General features: G+C 64.7%; 13 protein-coding genes and 1 pseudogene. 5 read left to right on the top strand and 9 right to left on the bottom strand.

The window, feature by feature from the left end:
* The first annotated feature begins 134 nt into the window (after positions 1–134).
* Positions 135–698, top strand: a complete 564-nt coding sequence (locus AC3WLX_RS03055; RefSeq protein WP_492334641.1) for a type 1 glutamine amidotransferase domain-containing protein — start codon at positions 135–137, stop codon at positions 696–698.
* Positions 699–970: 272 nt separating this feature from the next.
* On the opposite strand, the gene AC3WLX_RS03050 is transcribed toward AC3WLX_RS03055, so the two are convergent.
* The 3 genes from AC3WLX_RS03050 to AC3WLX_RS03040 all read right to left on the bottom strand — a co-directional run bounded on the left by AC3WLX_RS03050 (position 971) and on the right by AC3WLX_RS03040 (position 6,858).
* Positions 971–1,486, bottom strand: a complete 516-nt coding sequence (locus AC3WLX_RS03050; protein WP_492334640.1) for a ParB N-terminal domain-containing protein — start codon at positions 1,484–1,486, stop codon at positions 971–973.
* A 481-nt stretch (positions 1,487–1,967) separates the two neighbouring features.
* Complete coding sequence (locus AC3WLX_RS03045) at positions 1,968–2,897, bottom strand: hypothetical protein (RefSeq protein ID WP_492334639.1); 930 nt, start codon at positions 2,895–2,897, stop codon at positions 1,968–1,970.
* Between the two features lie 190 nt (positions 2,898–3,087).
* Positions 3,088–6,858, bottom strand: a complete 3,771-nt coding sequence (locus AC3WLX_RS03040; RefSeq protein ID WP_492334638.1) for a vitamin B12-dependent ribonucleotide reductase — start codon at positions 6,856–6,858, stop codon at positions 3,088–3,090.
* A 760-nt stretch (positions 6,859–7,618) separates the two neighbouring features.
* Here AC3WLX_RS03040 and AC3WLX_RS03035 point away from each other — a divergent pair.
* Positions 7,619–8,518 (top strand): DMT family transporter, encoded by a 900-nt coding sequence (locus AC3WLX_RS03035; RefSeq protein ID WP_492334637.1) that lies wholly within the window; start codon positions 7,619–7,621, stop codon positions 8,516–8,518.
* Here the strand turns inward: AC3WLX_RS03035 and AC3WLX_RS03030 are convergent.
* The 3 genes from AC3WLX_RS03030 to AC3WLX_RS03020 form a co-directional block, all read right to left on the bottom strand.
* Positions 8,515–10,755 carry a CHASE3 domain-containing protein gene (locus AC3WLX_RS03030; protein WP_492334636.1) on the bottom strand — a complete coding sequence of 747 codons (2,241 nt, stop codon included), beginning with the start codon at positions 10,753–10,755 and terminating at the stop codon, positions 8,515–8,517. The genes AC3WLX_RS03035 and AC3WLX_RS03030 overlap by 4 nt on opposite strands.
* A complete protein-coding gene (locus AC3WLX_RS03025) occupies positions 10,752–11,174 on the bottom strand; it encodes a response regulator (RefSeq protein ID WP_291627804.1) in 423 nt (140 codons plus the stop codon). The genes AC3WLX_RS03030 and AC3WLX_RS03025 overlap by 4 nt, the downstream gene beginning before the upstream one ends.
* A 231-nt stretch (positions 11,175–11,405) precedes the next feature.
* Positions 11,406–12,164: a BA14K family protein gene (locus AC3WLX_RS03020; protein WP_492334635.1), complete on the bottom strand. Its 759-nt coding sequence runs from the start codon at positions 12,162–12,164 to the stop codon at positions 11,406–11,408.
* A 229-nt stretch (positions 12,165–12,393) separates the two neighbouring features.
* On the opposite strand from AC3WLX_RS03020, the gene AC3WLX_RS03015 reads away from it, so the two are divergent.
* The gene (locus AC3WLX_RS03015) at positions 12,394–12,801 is read left to right on the top strand and encodes an NADH:ubiquinone oxidoreductase subunit NDUFA12 (protein ID WP_291630142.1); all 408 of its coding nucleotides are present in this window, start codon (positions 12,394–12,396) and stop codon (positions 12,799–12,801) included.
* 344 nt (positions 12,802–13,145) lie between these two features.
* On the opposite strand, the gene AC3WLX_RS03010 is transcribed toward AC3WLX_RS03015, so the two are convergent.
* The gene (locus tag AC3WLX_RS03010) at positions 13,146–13,853 is read right to left on the bottom strand and encodes a DJ-1/PfpI family protein (RefSeq protein ID WP_492334634.1); all 708 of its coding nucleotides are present in this window, start codon (positions 13,851–13,853) and stop codon (positions 13,146–13,148) included.
* Positions 13,854–13,957: 104 nt separating this feature from the next.
* Between AC3WLX_RS03010 and AC3WLX_RS03005 the strand changes: the two genes are divergently transcribed.
* Positions 13,958–14,896 carry a GlxA family transcriptional regulator gene (locus tag AC3WLX_RS03005; protein ID WP_492334633.1) on the top strand — a complete coding sequence of 313 codons (939 nt, stop codon included), beginning with the start codon at positions 13,958–13,960 and terminating at the stop codon, positions 14,894–14,896.
* 76 nt (positions 14,897–14,972) lie between these two features.
* Here the strand turns inward: AC3WLX_RS03005 and AC3WLX_RS03000 are convergent, their stop codons facing one another.
* Together AC3WLX_RS03000 and AC3WLX_RS02995 are read right to left on the bottom strand one after the other, a co-directional pair.
* On the bottom strand, positions 14,973–15,227 hold the full coding sequence (locus AC3WLX_RS03000; protein ID WP_291630148.1) for a PepSY domain-containing protein: 255 nt from the start codon (positions 15,225–15,227) through the stop codon (positions 14,973–14,975).
* Positions 15,228–15,254: 27 nt separating this feature from the next.
* Positions 15,255–16,309: pseudogene (locus AC3WLX_RS02995) on the bottom strand (Na+-dependent transporter).
* Positions 16,310–16,510: 201 nt separating this feature from the next.
* On the opposite strand from AC3WLX_RS02995, the gene AC3WLX_RS02990 reads away from it, so the two are divergent.
* On the top strand, positions 16,511–17,527 hold the full coding sequence (locus AC3WLX_RS02990; RefSeq protein WP_492334632.1) for a DUF2155 domain-containing protein: 1,017 nt from the start codon (positions 16,511–16,513) through the stop codon (positions 17,525–17,527).
* The last annotated feature ends 1 nt before the right edge of the window (position 17,528 follow it).

Here is a 17,528-nt window from a genome sequence, read left to right as displayed (position 1 = left end):
TCCGAACGGCAGCGCAGGACGGGTTTGACTCCGCTCTAGCCATCCTGCGGTCTACGGCTGGCGACGTCGTGTGAGGAACCAAAGGCGAAAGCATTCGATTGAGTGGCATCACCTCACACGCAATGGAGACACGGATGGAACTATCCGGAAAAAAGATCGCGATCCTGGCCACCCACGGCTTCGAACAATCGGAACTCGAAGTGCCGCGTGATGCCCTCAAGGCGGCCGGTGCGACCGTTGAGATCGTTTCGCTGCAGCCCGGCGAGATCAAGGGCTGGGACGAGAAGGACTGGGGCCGCCCGGTCAAGGTTGACAAGACCCTCGACCATGCCAAGCCTGCCGACTACGACGCCCTCGTGCTGCCCGGCGGCCAGATCAACCCCGATCTGCTGCGTGTCGAGCCCAAGGCGCTTCAATTCATCAAGAGCGTGTTCGACGCCAAGAAGGTGGTGGCCGCGGTCTGCCATGCGCCCTGGCTGCTGATCGAGACCGGCATCGCCAAGGGCCGCCGGATGACGTCCTACAAATCGATCAAGACCGATGTCGCCAATGCCGGGGCGAAGTGGGAGGATTCGGAGGTCGTCGTCGACCAGGGCCTCATCACCTCGCGCAATCCCGGTGACCTCAAGGCCTTCAGCGCCAAGATCATCGAAGAGGTGAGGGAAGGTCGTCATACGCAGCGGAGCAGCGCGGCGTAATTGCTCTTACGTGATGGTGTGCCTGGTTGAGCAATCCAGCCAGGCCGCAGATCTGGTCGGTAGCTCGTAGGATGGGTCAAGCGAAGCGAACTCATCGATCGTGGCGCAATGAGCGATGGGTTTCGCAAGAGCTCAACCCATCCTACAGGCTACCGTCATTCCGGGGCGCGCGAAGCGCGAGCCCGGAATCCATTGCGTTACTGGTCGTGCCGCCCAATGGATTCCGGGCTCGCGCCCAAGCGGGCGCGCCCCGGAATGACGGCGCCCGGCCATTAATAGCGGCCGCCGCTGCCCTTTTGCTGCGTGATCCAGTCCGACAATGATTTCGGCTTGGATTTCGCAATCCGGGCCAGTGGCGCCTTCGGATTGCCGCGGGCGCCTGCGGCCGGGCGGTCGCGCTGCGCCTGTGACGCGCCCGCGCTCCTCGCGCCAGCCGTCGCAGCCTCCGCGGCTTCCCTCTCCAGGCGCAACTGTTTCAATCGCGCCATCTTGATGCGTTCCGCCTCGACCTCGGGTCGCTCGGCGAGAAGCGGCTTGGCTTGAGCAAACTCCGCCGTGACGACGACGCCGAGAATGGTCGTCTCGCCGAGCGCCTTGCAGGCCTCCAGCCGATGCAGCCCCTCGACCAGAACGAGGCGGTCTCCGTCGCGCCGGATGGAAATGGGGGTCTGCTGTCCGATCTCCAGCATGCTTTCCGCGATCTCCGCGACGGTGGCGGGATTGAGGGCCTTCTTCTGCTTCGTGGGAACGAAGATTGTCTCGATCGGGAAGCTTTCCGGTTTGGGCATGATTTTTACTCCGCGTCTACCGGGCCCGCTGGAACCGATGCCGGTGGGGTTGGCCAGTTTAGGAGGGAAGGGCTCGACCGCAAAGGCAATTCGGAGGCGGATGCGTGTGCACTTAGTCACGGACGCAGGTGAAAGTTAGCTGAAGTAGCCGGTCCGGCGATACGAACGAATTTAGTGCACTGTCAACGTAATAACGACGCCCGTACCCGTATCAACAGCTTCATCGCGGAGGTTTACAATAAGGAGCGCCTGCACTCGGCCCTCGGATATCAATCGCCACTTGAGTTCGAAACGGCCTTCGCGCAAAACAATGCGCAGTAAGCATCGTGACAACCCCTGTCACTGTAATTGTCGTGTCTCAGTTAAAGGGGGCAGTCCACCACTGTCACTGTTGTAGGCTCGGGCGAAGCCATCATCGACTCCATTGCACGTGATGGGGATCCTTGCGTTCTACCTAACTTGTGAACTTTATGCCGAGGCTCTAGTTGTCGATATTTCCGGCACGAACCTCCGGCCTGTTGCGCGCGCTCTCCTCCAAAAGTTGGAGAAACTCTGTGTCTGAATATTCACGGAGGCGCTTCGTTAGATGAACGCCGGAAAGCTTAAGAATAACCTCCATAACAGGTTCGGCGTCGCTTTTGCCGCTAAAGACCGTCGAGTACACTGACGTAAAAAATCGTCGCCAAACCGCTACTTCTTCGTTCAGGCGAGTGATAAGCCGGACCATTTGAACGCGGGCTCTCATCATTCTCCATTTCAGATCCTCGATCTGTTTGTCAGCTCTTTCTATCCTTCGATTGTCCTCTTCAGAAAGGCGGGTCATCTCACTGCGAAGCCTTTGAACTTCCGACGCCATGTGGCGCCGATGCGAGGTGACGTAGAGCGCGAATGTGAAGTATACGAGCGCCATAAATGTTGAGCTGAAGAAGGTGCTTGGGCTCCAAATTGGGCTCGTCAGAAACTTTGTATCCTCATAACGAGTTATCGTCGCACTGGAGCTTATTCTCACTTGGCTTTCTTCGAGATTGGAATCGAGCGCGATGAAGAGGGTCGCCTCCGTGCGAGGCGCGATGGTTTTCATCTTCACCATAGCCGGATGTGCAGACGCTACGACCTCGATAGCGATCGCTCCATCTTGATAGACAGGGCCAATCTCCTTCGGCGTGTGGATAAATACAGACAGGTCGTCTATTGGACGTCGGGAATAGTTTTGGATTGAGAACAGATAGCCAGAAAGCGGCCCCAGCGAAACGCGATGATATCTGACCTCCGTTGGCGAGTAGAGTTGGTCAATGAAGACTGGAATCCAATACGAGACAAACGCAATTATTAGGGCCACGCTGATGTTTTTGATAACATCGAGTGTTGTTATTTTAGTAGCCGAGCTGTGTTGAGGTTTTTCGTCAGTCATGTTTCCCCCCGATTGCAGAGTTTAGCATTCCCGATGGGTGAACTTCCAGCCAGTTGCAATCTGCTTCTCTGTCTCGCATCGAATGATGTCGCGACCCGTTGCAGACGCAGAAAGGGCGGCCTTCCGGCCGCCCTTCGGGATGCTCGCGATGAAGTTTTGGTAAGGCGATACTTGTGAAGAGGCCACCCCCTCACGAACACCCCGTCGTGCTTCCGCAAGTATCGCACTTCATACACGTGCCATTCCGCACCAGCGTGAAGTTGCCGCACTCGCTGCACATCTCGCCTTCGTAGCCCTTGGCCTTGGCTTCCGCGCGACGCTCCGCCTTGGTCGGAACTGCGGTCGCGGCGCTGCCGGCCTTGCTCCACTGCAGCGCTTCCAGCTTCTCCGTCGGCGAGAGGTCGTGCTGGACCTCCTGCTTCAGGGCGACGGCGCCTTCGATGGCGTCGCCGAGGCGGGCGCTGGTGGCGTGGGCCGCCATCGCCGTGACTTTGCTGCCGCCCGAGGGCGCGCTGTCGTTGCCCTGGCTGATGGCAGCCGAGCCGCCGCGCATCACGACCAAATTGTCCGTGCGCGAGCGGGTGAGGCCGCGCGAGACAAGCTTGGTGGCATGGTGGCCGCCGTCCTCGTCGGGCTCCTTGCCTTCCTCGACGCCCTTACCGAGCGCGTCGAAACCCGTCTCGTTGGGATCGACATGGGCGAGGTCGAAGCGGGAGAGGTAGCTCACCGCGAGCTCGCGGAAGACGTAGTCGAGGATCGAGGTCGCGTACTTGATGCTGTCGTTGCCCTGCACCGGGCCCGCGGGCTCGAAGCGGGTGAAGGTGAAGGCGTCGACATATTCGTCGAGCGGCACGCCGTATTGCAGGCCGAGCGACACCGCGATGGCGAAGTTGTTGATGAAGGAGCGGAGCGCCGCGCCTTCCTTGTGCATGTCGATGAAGATCTCGCCGAGACGGCCGTCATCGTACTCGCCGGTGCGCAAGTAGACCTTGTGGCCGCCGACGACCGCCTTCTGGGTGTAGCCCTTGCGACGATCGGGCATCTTCTCGCGCTCGCGCATCACGATGATGCGCTCGACCAGCTTCTCGACGACCTTCTCGGCCACATGGGTGGCGCGCGCCGCCATCGGCTTCTCGTGGAGCGACTCGATCGCATCGTCCTCGTCCTCATCGTCGCTGATGAGCTGCGAGTTGAGCGGCTGGCTGAGCTTGGAGCCGTCGCGATAGAGCGCGTTGGCCTTCAGCGCCAGTTTCCACGACAGCATGTACGCGGACTTGCAGTCCTCCACCGTGGCGTCGTTCGGCATGTTGATGGTCTTGGAGATCGCACCCGAGATGAAAGGCTGCGCCGCCGCCATCATGCGGATGTGGCTCTCGACCGAGAGATAACGCTTGCCGATCTTGCCGCAGGGATTGGCGCAATCGAACACCGGATAGTGCTCGGCCTTGAGGTGCGGGGCACCTTCCACCGTCATTGCGCCGCAGATGTGGACGTTGGCCGCCTCGATCTCGCGCTTGGTGAAGCCGACGGCCTGGAGCAGGTCGAAGCCGGGGGCTGCGATCGCTTCGGCGCCGATGCCGAGCTGGTCGCGGATGAAGTCCTCGCCGAAGGTCCACTTGTTGAAGGCGAACTTGATGTCGAAGGCGGTCGGCAGCGCCTTCTCGACCTTGGCGATGGCTTCGTCGGTAAAGCCCTTCGACTTCAGCGTGGTGACGTTGATGCCGGGGGCATTCGCCAGCGAGCCGTGGCCGACGGCGTAGGCTTCGATCTCCGCGATCTCGCTCTCGCGATAGCCGAGCGTGCGCAGCGCGGCCGGCACGGCGCGGTTGATGATCTTGAAGTAGCCGCCGCCGGCGAGCTTCTTGAACTTGACCAGCGCGAAGTCGGGCTCGATGCCGGTGGTGTCGCAATCCATGACGAGGCCGATCGTGCCGGTCGGCGCGATCACCGTGGTCTGGGCGTTGCGATAGCCGTGCTTCTCGCCGAGTTCGAGCGCCGCATCCCAGGCCGCCTGGGCGTGGCTGACGAGGTCGCCTTGCGGGCAGGAGACGAGGTCGAGCGGCACCGGGTTGACGCTGAGCGCCTCATAGCCGTTGGACTGGCCATGCGCGGCGCGGCGGTGGTTGCGGATCACGCGCAGCATGTGCGCGGCGTTCTTCTTGTAGCCGGGGAAGGTGCCGAGCTCGGAGGCCATTTCGGCCGAGGTCTTGTAGGTGATCCCGGTCATGACCGCAGTGAGGGCGCCGGCGATCGCGCGGCCTTCCTTGCTGTCATAGGGCAGGCCCATGGTCATCAGGAGGCCGCCGATGTTGGCGTAGCCGAGGCCGAGAGTGCGGAACTCGTAGGAGAGCTCGGCGATCGCCTTGGACGGGAACTGCGCCATCATCACGGAGATTTCGAGCACGAGGGTCCAGAGCCGGCAGAGATGCTCATAGCCTTCGACGTCGAAGCGCTTGGTGTCGGTGTTGTAGAACGTCAGCAGGTTCGCCGAGGCGAGGTTGCACGCCGTGTCGTCCAGGAACATGTATTCCGAGCACGGATTGGAGGCGCGGATGTCGCCGGACGCCTTGCAGGTGTGCCAGTCGTTCATGGTGGTGTTGAAGTGCAGGCCCGGATCGGCCGAGGCCCAGGCGGCGTAACCAATTTTTTCCCAGAGGTCGCGCGCCTTCAGCGTCTTGGTCACCTTCTTCGAGGTGCGGGCGTTCAGATTCCAGTCGCCGTCGGTCTCGACCGCGCGCAGGAAGTCGTCCCGGAGCGAGACCGAGTTGTTGGAGTTCTGGCCCGAGACCGTGAGATAGGCTTCCGAGTCCCAATCGGTGTCGTAGACGTCGAACTGGATGTCCTTGTAGCCCTGCTTTGCGAACTGGATGACGCGCTTGATGTAGTTATCGGGCACCAGCGAGCGACGCGCCAATTTGATTTCCCGGCGCAGGGCAGGGTTCTTCTCGGGATCGAAGCAATCGTCGCCCGAGCCTTCGCAGTTGACGCAGGCCTTCAGCACCGCCTTGAGGTGCTTCTGGTTGATCTTGGATCCCGTGACGAGGGCGGCGACCTTCTGCTCCTCCTTCACCTTCCAGTCGATATAGGTCTCGATGTCGGGGTGATCGACGTCGACGACGACCATCTTGGCGGCGCGGCGCGTGGTGCCGCCCGACTTGATCGCGCCGGCGGCGCGGTCGCCGATCTTGAGGAAGCTCATCAGGCCGGACGAGCGGCCGCCGCCGGAGAGCTTCTCGCCTTCGCCGCGCAGGCGCGAGAAGTTGGAGCCGGTGCCGGAGCCGTATTTGAACAGGCGCGCTTCGCGGACCCAGAGGTCCATGATGCCGCCCTCGTTGACCAGGTCGTCGCCGACGCCCTGGATGAAGCAGGCGTGCGGCTGCGGATGCTCATAGGCCGACTTGGACTTGGTCAGCTTGCCCGTGAAGGGGTCGACGTAATAGTGGCCCTGGCCGGGGCCGTCGATGCCATAGGCCCAGTGAAGACCGGTGTTGAACCATTGCGGCGAGTTCGGCGCGACCATCTGCATGGCGAGCATGTAGCGGAGCTCGTCGTAGAAGGCCTGGGCGTCGTCATCGGTGGAGAAATACTTGCCCTTCCAGCCCCAATAGGTCCAGCAGCCGGCGAGGCGGTCGAACACCTGCTTTGCGCTGAGCTCGCTGACAAAGCGCTCCTTCTCGGGCAGCGCCGCGAGGGCATCGGTGTCGGGCACGGAGCGCCACAGGAAGGAGGGGACGGATTCCTCCTCGACTTTCTTCAGGCGCGCGGCAACGCCCGCTTTGCGGAAATATTTCTGGGCGAGCACGTCGGAGGCGACCTGCGACCACTCGGCCGGGACCTCGACGTTCTCGAGCTTGAACACGACCGAGCCGTCGGGATTGCGAATCTCCGACGTGGTCAGCCGGAATTCGATTCCCGCATAAGGTGACTGTCCCGAAGTGGTGTGGCGCCGCTCAATCCGCATGTCTTGCCCCGTCCTTATTCTTTGACCGGTCCCGCCTCCGTTCAGGCGTGCCGGGTCGTCATTTCACTTCGCGGCTCCCGCGGCCGTTGGCCTTTGGGCTCCGCAGCTCAGCCGGTGGACCCGGCCCTTGTTCTCCCGACGCGATGGCCCGATGCGCGCATCGATCATCCCGCCTGCCTGTCCAGGCCCATCCGCCCCCAAGGGGATGAGCCCGACATGCGTTCAACGCCCACGCCGTCACTTCAACCAGTGCCATCCGAGCCTGTTGCCGGCCCGTTCTTGCGCCCCAGGAGTTCCGCCTTTCGAGGGCAGACAAGCCCTCATCCGCTGCCTTTGGCTGGCCGGCGGAGCTGAAATTTGCGGTGCCCTTTGGGGGAGTGCCGGCGGGACGCAAACTCACTCGCGCCGAACGGACCGAAAGCTAGGACTCTCCGTTGCGCCCGTCAAGAACTAGTGCGAGTTCCTGAATCAAATACTAAATATGGTGGATTGTGGGGGATAACAGGGGTCTTCGCCGCGCCTGTTGTGGACCCAAGTATCGGTGAGTCCTCAGGGATTCCCAACTGAAAAAATTCGCATCTCGTGATGATGCGGAGCTTCATCCCGCTGTTCACAGGGCAGGTATATTTTTGGGCGCAGGGATTGCGCCAGCAGGACTCACGTAGCCCTACGGAAGGCGAGGGCAGGCATGTCCGCCAGACTGGTGGTTCAGGGCGAAAATCCGGGCCAAGCTGACACTCGATTTTGCCGGACCACCCACATGCTTGATTCGACGAAGCCGGTGCTGCGCCAGCGCATCGCCCCGGCCGGCTTGATGTTCCTCGCCATCACCTCGATCGGCTGGGGCTTCAACTGGCCGGTGACCAAATTCCTGCTGGGCGAACTGCCGCCGCTGACGCTGCGCGGGGTCACCGGCGTGCTCGGCGCGCTGCTGCTGGCGCTGCTCGCGGTGCTGAGCGGGCAGGGCTTGCGCGTTCCGGGCGCAATGTGGCCGCGCCTGCTCACCGCGGCCGCGCTCAACGTCACCGGCTGGATGGTGCTGATGGGGCTGGCGCTGCTCTGGCTGCCGGCGAGCGAGGCGGCGCTGATCGCCTACACCATGCCGGTCTGGGCCTCGATCATCGCCTGGCCGGTGCTCGGGGAGCGGCCGACGGTGCCGCGCACGCTCGGGCTGGTGCTGGCCTTCGCGGGGCTTGGCTCGATCATGGGCGGCAACGGCATCGCCGCCAGCGCTGCGAAGCTGCCGGGCATTATCATGGTGCTGGTCGGCGCGTTCGGCTTCGCCCTCGGCACGGTGCTCTCGAAGAAGTACCCGATCCAGCTGCCGCCGCTCACGGCCGCGGCCTGGCAGATCGGGATCGGCTGCCTGCCGATCTCGATCGTCGGCCTCCTGATCGAGACCACACATTTGTCGAACGTGACGCCGCTCGGCTGGTGGCTGCTGGTCTATTCGGTCGTCGGACAGTTCTGCATCGCCTATGTCAGCTGGTTCGCGGCGCTCGCGCGCCTGCCGGCCTCGGTCGCCGCGATCGGCACCATGGCGGTGCCCGTGATCGGCGTTGTGGCCTCGGCGCTCGCTCTTGGCGAGCCACTCGGGGCCGGGCAGATCGCCGGCCTGGTGTTCACGCTGGCGGCGGTGGTGCTGGCGACGCGGGGCTAGCTGCCCAGCGCTCTCCGGATCATCTCGGCGAGCTGGTTGCGGCGGTAGGGCTTGGTCAGCAGCATCACGCCATCGTCGAGCTTGCCGTGATGGACGATGGCGTTGTCGGTGTAGCCGGAGGTGTAGAGCACCTTCACGCCCGGCCGGCGCCTTTCCACCTCCAGCGCGAGCTCGCGGCCGCTCAGGCCGCCGGGAATGACGACGTCGGTGAAAAGCAAATCAAAGCTCTGGCCGGCCTCGATCATGTCGAGTGCGGTCCTGCCGTCCGGCGCGGACACCGTCTTGTAGCCGAGGCTCTGGAGCTGGGCGGTGACGAAGCTGCGCACGAGGTTGTCGTCCTCGACCACGAAGATGGTCTCGGCGCCGCCCGCGGCCTGCGGCCCCACGGCGGCCGCGATCTCCGCGGTGCCTTCGCCAGGCGGCAGGTAGAGCTTGATCGTGGTGCCGTGGCCTTCCTCGCTGTAGATCTTGATGTGGCCGCCGGACTGCTTGACGAAGCCGTAGACCATGGAGAGGCCGAGGCCCGAGCCCTTGCCGACCTCCTTGGTCGTGAAGAAGGGTTCGAACGCCTTCTGCTGGACGTCGGGAGGCATGCCGGTGCCGGTGTCGCTGACCGCGAGCATGACGTAGGGGCCCGCCGTCACGTCGGCATTGGCTTGCGCATAGGCTTCGTCCAGCACGACGCGGTGAGTCTCCAGCAGCAGCTTGCCGCCGTTCGGCATGGCATCGCGGGCGTTGATCGCCATGTTGAGCACGGCGTTGGTCAGCCTGGACGGGTCGATATGCGTCGTCATCGGCCCCTGTTCCAGCACCGTCTCGATCTGGATCTGCTCGCCGAGAGTGGGGCGCAGAAGCTTGGCGATATCCGTTATCGCTGCGTTGATGTCGACGTTGCGCGGCTCGAGCGGCTGCCGCCGCGCGAACGCGAGCAGATGCTGGATCAGCTCGGCGCAGCGCTCCGCGGCATCGTCGATCAGCCGCGCGGTGCGCTGCAGCTCGGGCTGGTCCCTCAGGCTCTCCACCAGCGTCTCGGTGTTGCCGGAGATGACGGTCAGCATGTTGTTGAAGTCGTGCGCGACGCCGCCCGTCAGCTTGCCGATCGCATCCAGCTTCTGCGACTGGTGCAGCTGCCGCTCGGTCTCGCGCGAGGTCGTCGCATCGTGATAGACCAGCACCGCGCCCGAGACATTGCCTTGCCCGTCCCGCATCGGCCGGCCGCTGATCATGAGATGGCGGGACGGATTGCCGCTGTGCGGGCGGACGATCATTTCCAGCTCTTCGAACTGCTCGCCGCGCAGCACGCGCGCCGAGGTCAGCTCGTCGGCTGCGAGCGGGGTAATGCCGTCGCCGTGAAACACGTCGGACAGCGCGCGCAGATTGCGCAGGTTCATGCCGGTGCGATGCAGCAGCATGCGCTCGGCGGCCAGATTGGACAGCAGTACGTTGCCCTCGGCGTCGATGACCAGCACCGCCTCCGCCATGCTGCGAAACGTGCTCTGCAGCACGTTGACCGACAGCCGCAGCTCGTCATGCGCAGTGACCAGGTGCTCCGTCCGCTCAGCCACCGCATCTTCGAGCGCCGCCTTGGCGGCCTGCGTCTGCTCCAGGGAGGTCTGGAGCTCGCCGGTCGCGCGGCGGCTTTCGCGCATCACGAGCGCGACCAGCAGAAGGATGAGCACGGCGCCCGCGACGTCGATGCCGAGCAGCACGATGCCGGTGCGGCGCGAATCCTGGGATCGTTCGGCGAGCAGGCGTTCTTCCTGCGCGCTGAGATGGTCGAGGTCTACCATCACGGTCTGCATCAGGCCGCGGCCCTCGGCCTTGCTGTTGAGCGCGGCGATGCCGGCCTCGTCGTTCGCCGCGCGCAGGCGTATCGCTTCAGCCGCAATCTCGACCCGGCGCAGCGCCAGGGGTTCGATCCCCTCCAGCAGCGCGACCTGTTCGGGATTGTCGCGCAGGCTGCGCTTGAGCTCGGCGAGCGCCGGCGCGATCCCGGCGCGTGCGGCTTCGAATTCGGTGCTGAAAGCCTGGCTCCGGAAGATCTCAAAGCCGCGCGCGGCGCTCTCGGCCCGGCGCAGCAGCAGGCGCAGATCCGAGATCTTCTTCTGCACCCGCACGGTATGATTGACCCATGCCGCGTCGGACCGCGCCTTGACGTCGAGGGCAATCGAGGCCGCAGTGATGATCAGGAGGATGGCAAGTCCGGCACCCAGAATGACGCGCTGCGTTGCAATCAAGGGGCTTCTTTCTTGTCCTTCGGCGGCGCGCTTTCGCCGGCGCCGGCCAGGCATTCCCGGATCGTGGTCAGCAGCGTTTCCGGCGTGAACGGCTTGCGCAGGCAGCGCGTCGCGCCGAGTTCCAGCGCCATGCGGAGAAAGTCGGGAGAGGGCGAGGCGGAAGAGGCGAAGGCGTAGCCCGACATCGCGATCAGCGGAGTGCTCGGCGCACGTTCGTGGAAGATGCGGATGGATTCGAAGCCGCGCATATGAGGCATGAAGATGTCGACCAGCATGACGTCGAAGGCCTGCGATTCCAGCGCGGCCAGCCCTGTTTCGCCGCCGTCGGTGAGCGTGACGTCGAAGCCCTGACGTTGCAGAAGGACTTCGATGGTCGCGCCAACCATCGGATCGTCATCAACCACGAGAATACGCGGCATGACACTCCCAGCAATCGAGGTCCCCACTTGATTGTGATATCCGCGAATCGTGGGCCGGGTCAATTTTGGATTGGATCGCTGCTGATATGCACGGCGCAGTGCATAAGCCACGTTTGCATTGCGTAGGCAGCCTAGCGCCCGCGACTGTGCGGAAACAGACGACAAGCACCTCAACGCAAAAGAGGCGCCGCATCACTGCGACGCCCCTTGCTTCACGCGTTGGCGATTCGGTTACGGGCAGGGATGCCGCTTGCCATCGTAACCCAGATAAGTCCCCGACGCCGGGTCGTAGGACTTGAAGCGCTGCGCGCAATAGGCGGAGTCGCCGCCGCCATCCTGCACCACTGCCACCGAGGGCTCATCATAGTAGCTGCTGCCGTAGTAGTAGGGATCATCGTAGTAGCCGCCATAGCCATAGCCGTTGCCATAATAGGCGTATGAGCCGATCCCGCCGATGGCAGCGCCAGCCGCGAAGCCCGGCAAGAAGCCGCCGCCGCGACGATGGTTGTGATTCCAGTGACGGCCGCCGCCGCCACGCCAGTTGCCTCCCGTTGCATACTGGCGAGGCCCGCCGTAGGACGGCGAAATCCCGGGACGGGAAGCCCCTGCGAAGTTGCCGCCACCACCGGGACGGACCGCAGGTCCGGCCCCGAAATTGCCTGTGCTCGGACGCATGGCGGCACCGCCGCCCATGCCGCGGCCTCCGCCCTGGAATGCCGCTCCGCCACCCATCCGGCCGCCACCGCCGCCGCCGATGGCTGCACCACCACCGCCGCCGCCCATGGATGCGCCGCCACCGCCGCCCATCCGGCCGCCACCGCCGCCGCCGCCGATGGATGCACCACCGCCGCCGCCGCCCATTGCTGCTCCGCCACCACCGCCGCCGCCCCGAGCGCCGCCGGGACCCCCTCCCTGGGCAAAGCTAGGCGAGGTCATGGGTAGAACGAGCGCCAGCGCTGCTGCAGCACTCAAAACTTTCAAACTGTTCATGGTTTAACTCCTTTTCCCTCAAGCAAACCCCATGATTGGGCAGGAGTTCCTGGGGATCGTGCCGGTCGCGCGGGAATTGAGCCTCCTGCGCGCACGCTGTACCCGGCATGAACGGTTCGTGTCCGATTTGCGATCATGGAGGTGCGGTTGCACATCGTGAAAGCTGGCCGAACTGGACATTTCGTCGCCCGGATGGCATCAGGGCCCGACCAAGCAGGGCCCGCGCCGCATGAAACAATTCTTCCTCAAGTTCTTCACCTGGTGGAATGGCCAGACGTTTGGCACCCAACTCTGGACCAGCCGGTATGGGGAGCTGGTCGGCCAGGACGAGCAGGGGAACCGATACTACCGCACCCGGGGCGGCGCGATCGATCCGGCGCTCGGCTTCGAGCGGCGATGGGTGATCTACAACGGTTACGCCGAAGCGAGCCGGATTCCACCGTCCTGGCATGGCTGGATGCATCACGTCGTCGATACCCCGCCGACCGAGATCGACTATCAGCCGCGCGAGTGGGAAAAGCCGCACCAGCCGAATCTGACCGGCACGGCCAAGGCCTACCGGCCCTCCGGCTCGACGCTCGCCAGCGGCAAGCGTCCCAAGGCGACCGGCGACTATCAGCCCTGGACGCCCGGCTAGCCTTCCGATCTATCAACGAACGTCGTTCTTCGAAGAGGATGCACATGCATCCGCGTCGCGTCGCTGTGGACAACGGTAACAGCGGGGACGTGGCCTGCGTAGGCGTTGCATTGCGGCGGGCGATGCGGCTGAATGATCCCATCTTGCGGAGATGGGAGACCATCGCGTTCGGTTCGGGCAACAGCTCGCGACTGTCCCGAGATGCAGCGGCCGCCGAGGAAGGGCCTCGATCGGGAGATAGGCCCCCGGTCTGGAAGCTCCCAAATCGCCCGATGTGAATGTGCAGCCGCCGTAAGACAGGAAAGGCCGCTTGGGAAACCGGGCGGCCTTTTTCTGTCGAGGACTTACCCGACGTTTCTTGCCCCGGACGCAGCGCGTTCCGCCGCCCGCTTCACCGCCTCGAGCCGCTGCGCCTGGTTTTGCGCGCCGCGCTCCCTCAGCAGCGCCAGCACTTCGGCCGGCGCGGTGTCGGGTGAGCCGGAATTGAACGGCGGGGCCGGGTTGTATTCCATCTGAAGCTGGATCGCCTCCGCCGTGGTGCGATCGACCATGACCGAGACCAGCGTGAGGGCGAAATCGATGCCTGCGGTGACGCCGCCGCCGGTGATGCGGTTGCGGTCGATGCAGACGCGCGTCTTGGTCGGTGTCGCGCCGAACTGGCTGAGCATCTCCATCGCGCTCCAATGGGTGGCCGCGCGGTAGCCTTTCAGCAGGCCGGCGGCGCCGAGCGCCAGCGAGCCCGTGCAGACCGAGGTGACGTATTTGGCCCCCTCAGCCTGCCGGCGCAGGAAATCCAGCATCTCCTCATCGTTGAGCAGGTCGTTGGTGCCCTGACCGCCGGGCACGCAGATGACGTCGAGTTGGGGGCAATCCGCAAAGCTCGTGGTCGGCGTCAGCATCAGGACGGAATCGCTGGGCACCGGCTCGATCGTCTTCCAGATCAGGTGCAGCTTTGCGCCGGGAACCATCGCGAACACCTGCAACGGCCCGGTGAAGTCGAGCTGGGTGACGCGTGGGAAAACCAGGATTCCAATCTGAAGCGGTGACGACATGGGAGCCTCCGACAATGCACTTGACGGGGGCAGGATGACATGGTGCTCTTGTGTCCGAAATGGCATAATTCCCTCACTTTCGGACATATCCATACGCTTGGCCGATGATCGGAATCCTGATCTTCCCGGACTTTCAGCTGCTCGACGCAGCAGGCCCGATCTCGGCGTTCGAGATTGCGGAGCGCTGCATTGGCAAGGCGCCGGCCATCCGCGTGCTGGCGGCGAGGCCGGGGCTGGTGCGCAGCTCGTCCGGTGTTGAGATGATGGCGCGTGACTTCAAGGCGGCGAATGCGATCACGACGCTGGTCGTAGCCGGCGGCGCGGGCGTCGCCGACGCCGCACGCTGCGAGGTCACGCGGGCCTTCGTGCAGCGGCTGGCTAAGCGCGGCATGCGCGTTGCGAGCGTCTGCTCGGGCGCCTTCGTGCTCGCCGAGGCGGGACTTCTCGACGGCCGCCGCGCCACCACCCATTGGAGGCGGACGCGCGATTTCGTGGCGTGCTATCCGAAGGTCAAGTTCGAGCCGGACCAGATCTTCACGCGGGACGGCAATGTCTGGACGTCGGCGGGCATCTCCGCCGGGATCGATCTCGCACTCGCGATGATCACTGAGGACCATGGCGAGGAGGTCGCGCAAGCGACCGCGCGCCAGCTCGTGCTCTACCACCGCCGCAGCGGCGGCCAGTCGCAATTCTCGTCGCTGCTGGAGCTGAAGACGCCGAACGGCCGCTTCGGCGCGCTGCTGTCCTGGGCGCGTGAAAATCTCGATGCGCCACTGACCGTGGAGGACCTCGCCGATCGCGCCGGCATGAGCGCCCGGCATTTCGCCCGCGCCTTTGCCGCCGAGACCGGCACGACGCCGTCCAAGGCGATCGAGCGGCTCAGGCTCGAAGTCGCGCGCGAACGCGTGCAGTCCTCGCGCGAGGCGATCGAGCGCGTTGCCGAAACGACCGGCTTCCGCGATCCCGAACGGATGCGGCGCGCCTTCATCCGCGCGTTCGGCCAGCCTCCGCAGGCGCTGCGGCGCGCGGCGCGTGCAGGATAGAGCGTTTGCTCTTGAGCCTGCCGACCACGGTGGAATGGCGGAGACCGGCGTCGCTCAGAAGCGGAGCCGCGAACGCTTACTTGTCCGGTTTCTCGCGCACGATGGCGCCGGTCTTGGGGTCGGCGTGGAATTCCATCTTCTGGCCGTTCTTGACGCCTTCGCCCTCCCACTGGCCATCGTCGGCTTCGAGCTTTGTCACTTGCGAATAGCCTGATTCCATGACCTTGGCTTTCACTTGCTCCATTGGCATCCAGTCAGGTCCCGGCTGATCGGCCTTCGCTGCCGAGCCCAGGGCTAGCGAGCCGAGAACCACAATCATGGCGAACTTCATCGCGAACCTCCGTTTCGGTGACTGGCCTCAACCGGGACCTTGAATCGATGTTCCTCCGCTGCGTTGGTGTGACGCAAGCCGGTGAAGGTCGGCCTTCATTCCGCTGGACGCATTGCGGCGTGCCGCCAGGCGGCTTGCGAGCGGCATCAGCAGGTACGGCGCCAGGTGAATCGGAAACTGCGTCAGCGCGAAATACAGCCAGGTCGTCGCCGGCAGCACGCCGGCAGTGGCCGCCAGCATCAGGCCGAGATTTCGCTGCGACACCATCAGGCCGAGCGCGAAGGCACGCTCGGTGCCGGCACGCCGGAAGATCAGCGCGGTTGCGGCGAGGAGGATGAAGTAGACCGCAAAGGCGAGCAGCGCGACCGCGATCGTGAACAGCGGATCGGCGAGAAAGTCGGTTGCGACGTCGCCCATCACTGCGGAGGCGAATACCAGGAGTATGATGATGTTGAGGCCGTCGATCGGCCGCTTGCGGCGCTGGATCGCATCGCTACCGGCCAGACCGCGGATGATCGTGGCGGTCAGCAGCGAAGCGGCGAGGATGCCGAGCAGCTTCAAGCCGAGCATCGCCGGAGAGATGCTCAACATGTCGCCGAGAAACAGGCTGGCGTACAGCGAGGCCGTGAATGGCACGAGCGCGGTCGAGGTCACCAAGGTGACCAGCACCAGCGTGGCATCGAGGCCCATCAGTGCTGCAAGCGCCGGCGCCGCCATCATCGGCGAGGCCATGCCCTGGAGCATCAGCGCGAGAGCAAGGCCTGGCGAGGTCGCGGACAGCCCCGTCGCGTGGGCGGCGAGGGCGACGATGAGCGGCACGCCGATCGTGGTCCAGGCCGTGGCGGCTGCGACCAGCGCGGGCCGGCGCAGATGGCCGCGCAGCGCCACGAGATCGACGCGCATGAAGGAGATGCAGAGCAGGAGAAAGATCGCCTCGGTGACGTAGGGGCGCAGCAGTGCGCCGAGCGGCGGCACCGCGACCGCGATGAAGGCGATCGCCGCCACCGCTGGGTGCCCTGGCCGCCGAGCCAGGTCAGGGCGCGCAGGGGGAAAGCGAGGGCGGCTTGGAGGAGGGAAGGCATCTCTGTCGCTATGCTTGGCTGCGTCGCGCTTTGAGGGCACGCCGCCTTCGGGCCCTTGGGGCGGGGCCGGGGGCTGATGACTATCCCATTCGAGAGCTGGCCTGGCCAGCCGTCGGCGCCGAAGGGCAGGGCTGCCGCCCTTTCCCCGCCGTATTCGCCGTGTTAACCGGATGGCCTGCGAGCGGCGGTATCCCCTGTAAAATGTCCAACGAGCCCGATTCGCTGTTGAAGCCGCGCGAGATGTTCAAAACCTTTTCCCTGACCGGTCTTGCGGCGCTTTTGGCCGCCACCGCCCTGACGGCTGCGACGCCGGCGCAGGCGCAGATCGGCACGATCTTCTCCGATCCGCCGCCATTGCGGCCGCCGGGCAATATTCCGCGTGGCCAGCCCCAGCCGCAGCAGTTTCCGGAGGACGACGAGGAGGTGCCCGAACTGCCGCCGCAGGGACGGGTGCTGCCGTCGCGTCCGATGCCACCGCCTTCGGGGCGGCAGGGCAATGTCATGCCAGGGCCCGTCGAGAGCCAGCCCCTGGCGCCGCCGCCGGGCTCGACCGTCGCGCCGCCGAACCAGCCGCCGTCCGCAGCGATCGCTCCACCCGGTGCGCCAGGACAGCGCCAGCCGCAGCAGAAGGGTGCTCCGGGCGCGGTCCCGCAGGCGCCGGCGAGCCTCCAGCCCGGCGACGAGGTCGTGACCGAGCCGCCGGCCCAGAAGATCGTGAACAAGAAGGCGACCTTCTCCGGTCTCGACAAGATCACCGGACGCATCATCAATTTCGACGAGGAGATCGGCGAGACCGTTCAGTTCGGTGCGCTCAGGGTCAAGACCAATGCCTGCTACACGCGGCCGGCGACGGAGGCCGCCAACACCGATGCCTTCGTCGAGGTCGACGAGATCACCTTGCAGGGCGAGGTGAAGCGTATCTTCTCGGGCTGGATGTTCGCGGCCAGCCCGGGCCTGCACGGCGTCGAGCATCCGATCTACGATATCTGGCTCACCGACTGCAAAGAGCCGCAGCAGACCATCGCGACCGCAGCGCCCGATCCGGCGGTCAAGCCGGCGCCGCCGCCGCCGGCCCAGAAGAAGGCTGCGCCCAAGCAGGTTCAACAACGGCCGCCGCAGCCGCTGCCACCGATCCAGCAGCAGCAACCGGCACCGCCGCCGCCTCCGCCGCCCGAGCAGCGGCCGGGTCTGTTCGGAATTCCGGGGTTCGGCCGCTAAG

Source organism: Bradyrhizobium sp. FW305-F6 (assembly GCF_058782905.1).
Note: the sequence above shows the minus strand (reverse complement) of the source record. Positions and strands in the feature narration are given on the sequence as shown.

Coding starts and splice junctions, on each gene's coding strand:
- AC3WLX_RS03010 (WP_492334634.1), bottom strand. CDS start 13,853: ATGTCGTCACCGCTTCAGATTGGAATCCTGGTTTTCCCACGCGTCACC.
- AC3WLX_RS03000 (WP_291630148.1), bottom strand. CDS start 15,227: ATGAAGTTCGCCATGATTGTGGTTCTCGGCTCGCTAGCCCTGGGCTCG.
- AC3WLX_RS03040 (WP_492334638.1), bottom strand. CDS start 6,858: ATGCGGATTGAGCGGCGCCACACCACTTCGGGACAGTCACCTTATGCG.
- AC3WLX_RS03005 (WP_492334633.1), top strand. CDS start 13,958: ATGATCGGAATCCTGATCTTCCCGGACTTTCAGCTGCTCGACGCAGCA.
- AC3WLX_RS03050 (WP_492334640.1), bottom strand. CDS start 1,486: ATGCCCAAACCGGAAAGCTTCCCGATCGAGACAATCTTCGTTCCCACG.
- AC3WLX_RS03015 (WP_291630142.1), top strand. CDS start 12,394: ATGAAACAATTCTTCCTCAAGTTCTTCACCTGGTGGAATGGCCAGACG.
- AC3WLX_RS03035 (WP_492334637.1), top strand. CDS start 7,619: ATGCTTGATTCGACGAAGCCGGTGCTGCGCCAGCGCATCGCCCCGGCC.
- AC3WLX_RS03025 (WP_291627804.1), bottom strand. CDS start 11,174: ATGCCGCGTATTCTCGTGGTTGATGACGATCCGATGGTTGGCGCGACC.
- AC3WLX_RS03020 (WP_492334635.1), bottom strand. CDS start 12,164: ATGAACAGTTTGAAAGTTTTGAGTGCTGCAGCAGCGCTGGCGCTCGTT.
- AC3WLX_RS02990 (WP_492334632.1), top strand. CDS start 16,511: ATGTCCAACGAGCCCGATTCGCTGTTGAAGCCGCGCGAGATGTTCAAA.
- AC3WLX_RS03045 (WP_492334639.1), bottom strand. CDS start 2,897: ATGACTGACGAAAAACCTCAACACAGCTCGGCTACTAAAATAACAACA.
- AC3WLX_RS03055 (WP_492334641.1), top strand. CDS start 135: ATGGAACTATCCGGAAAAAAGATCGCGATCCTGGCCACCCACGGCTTC.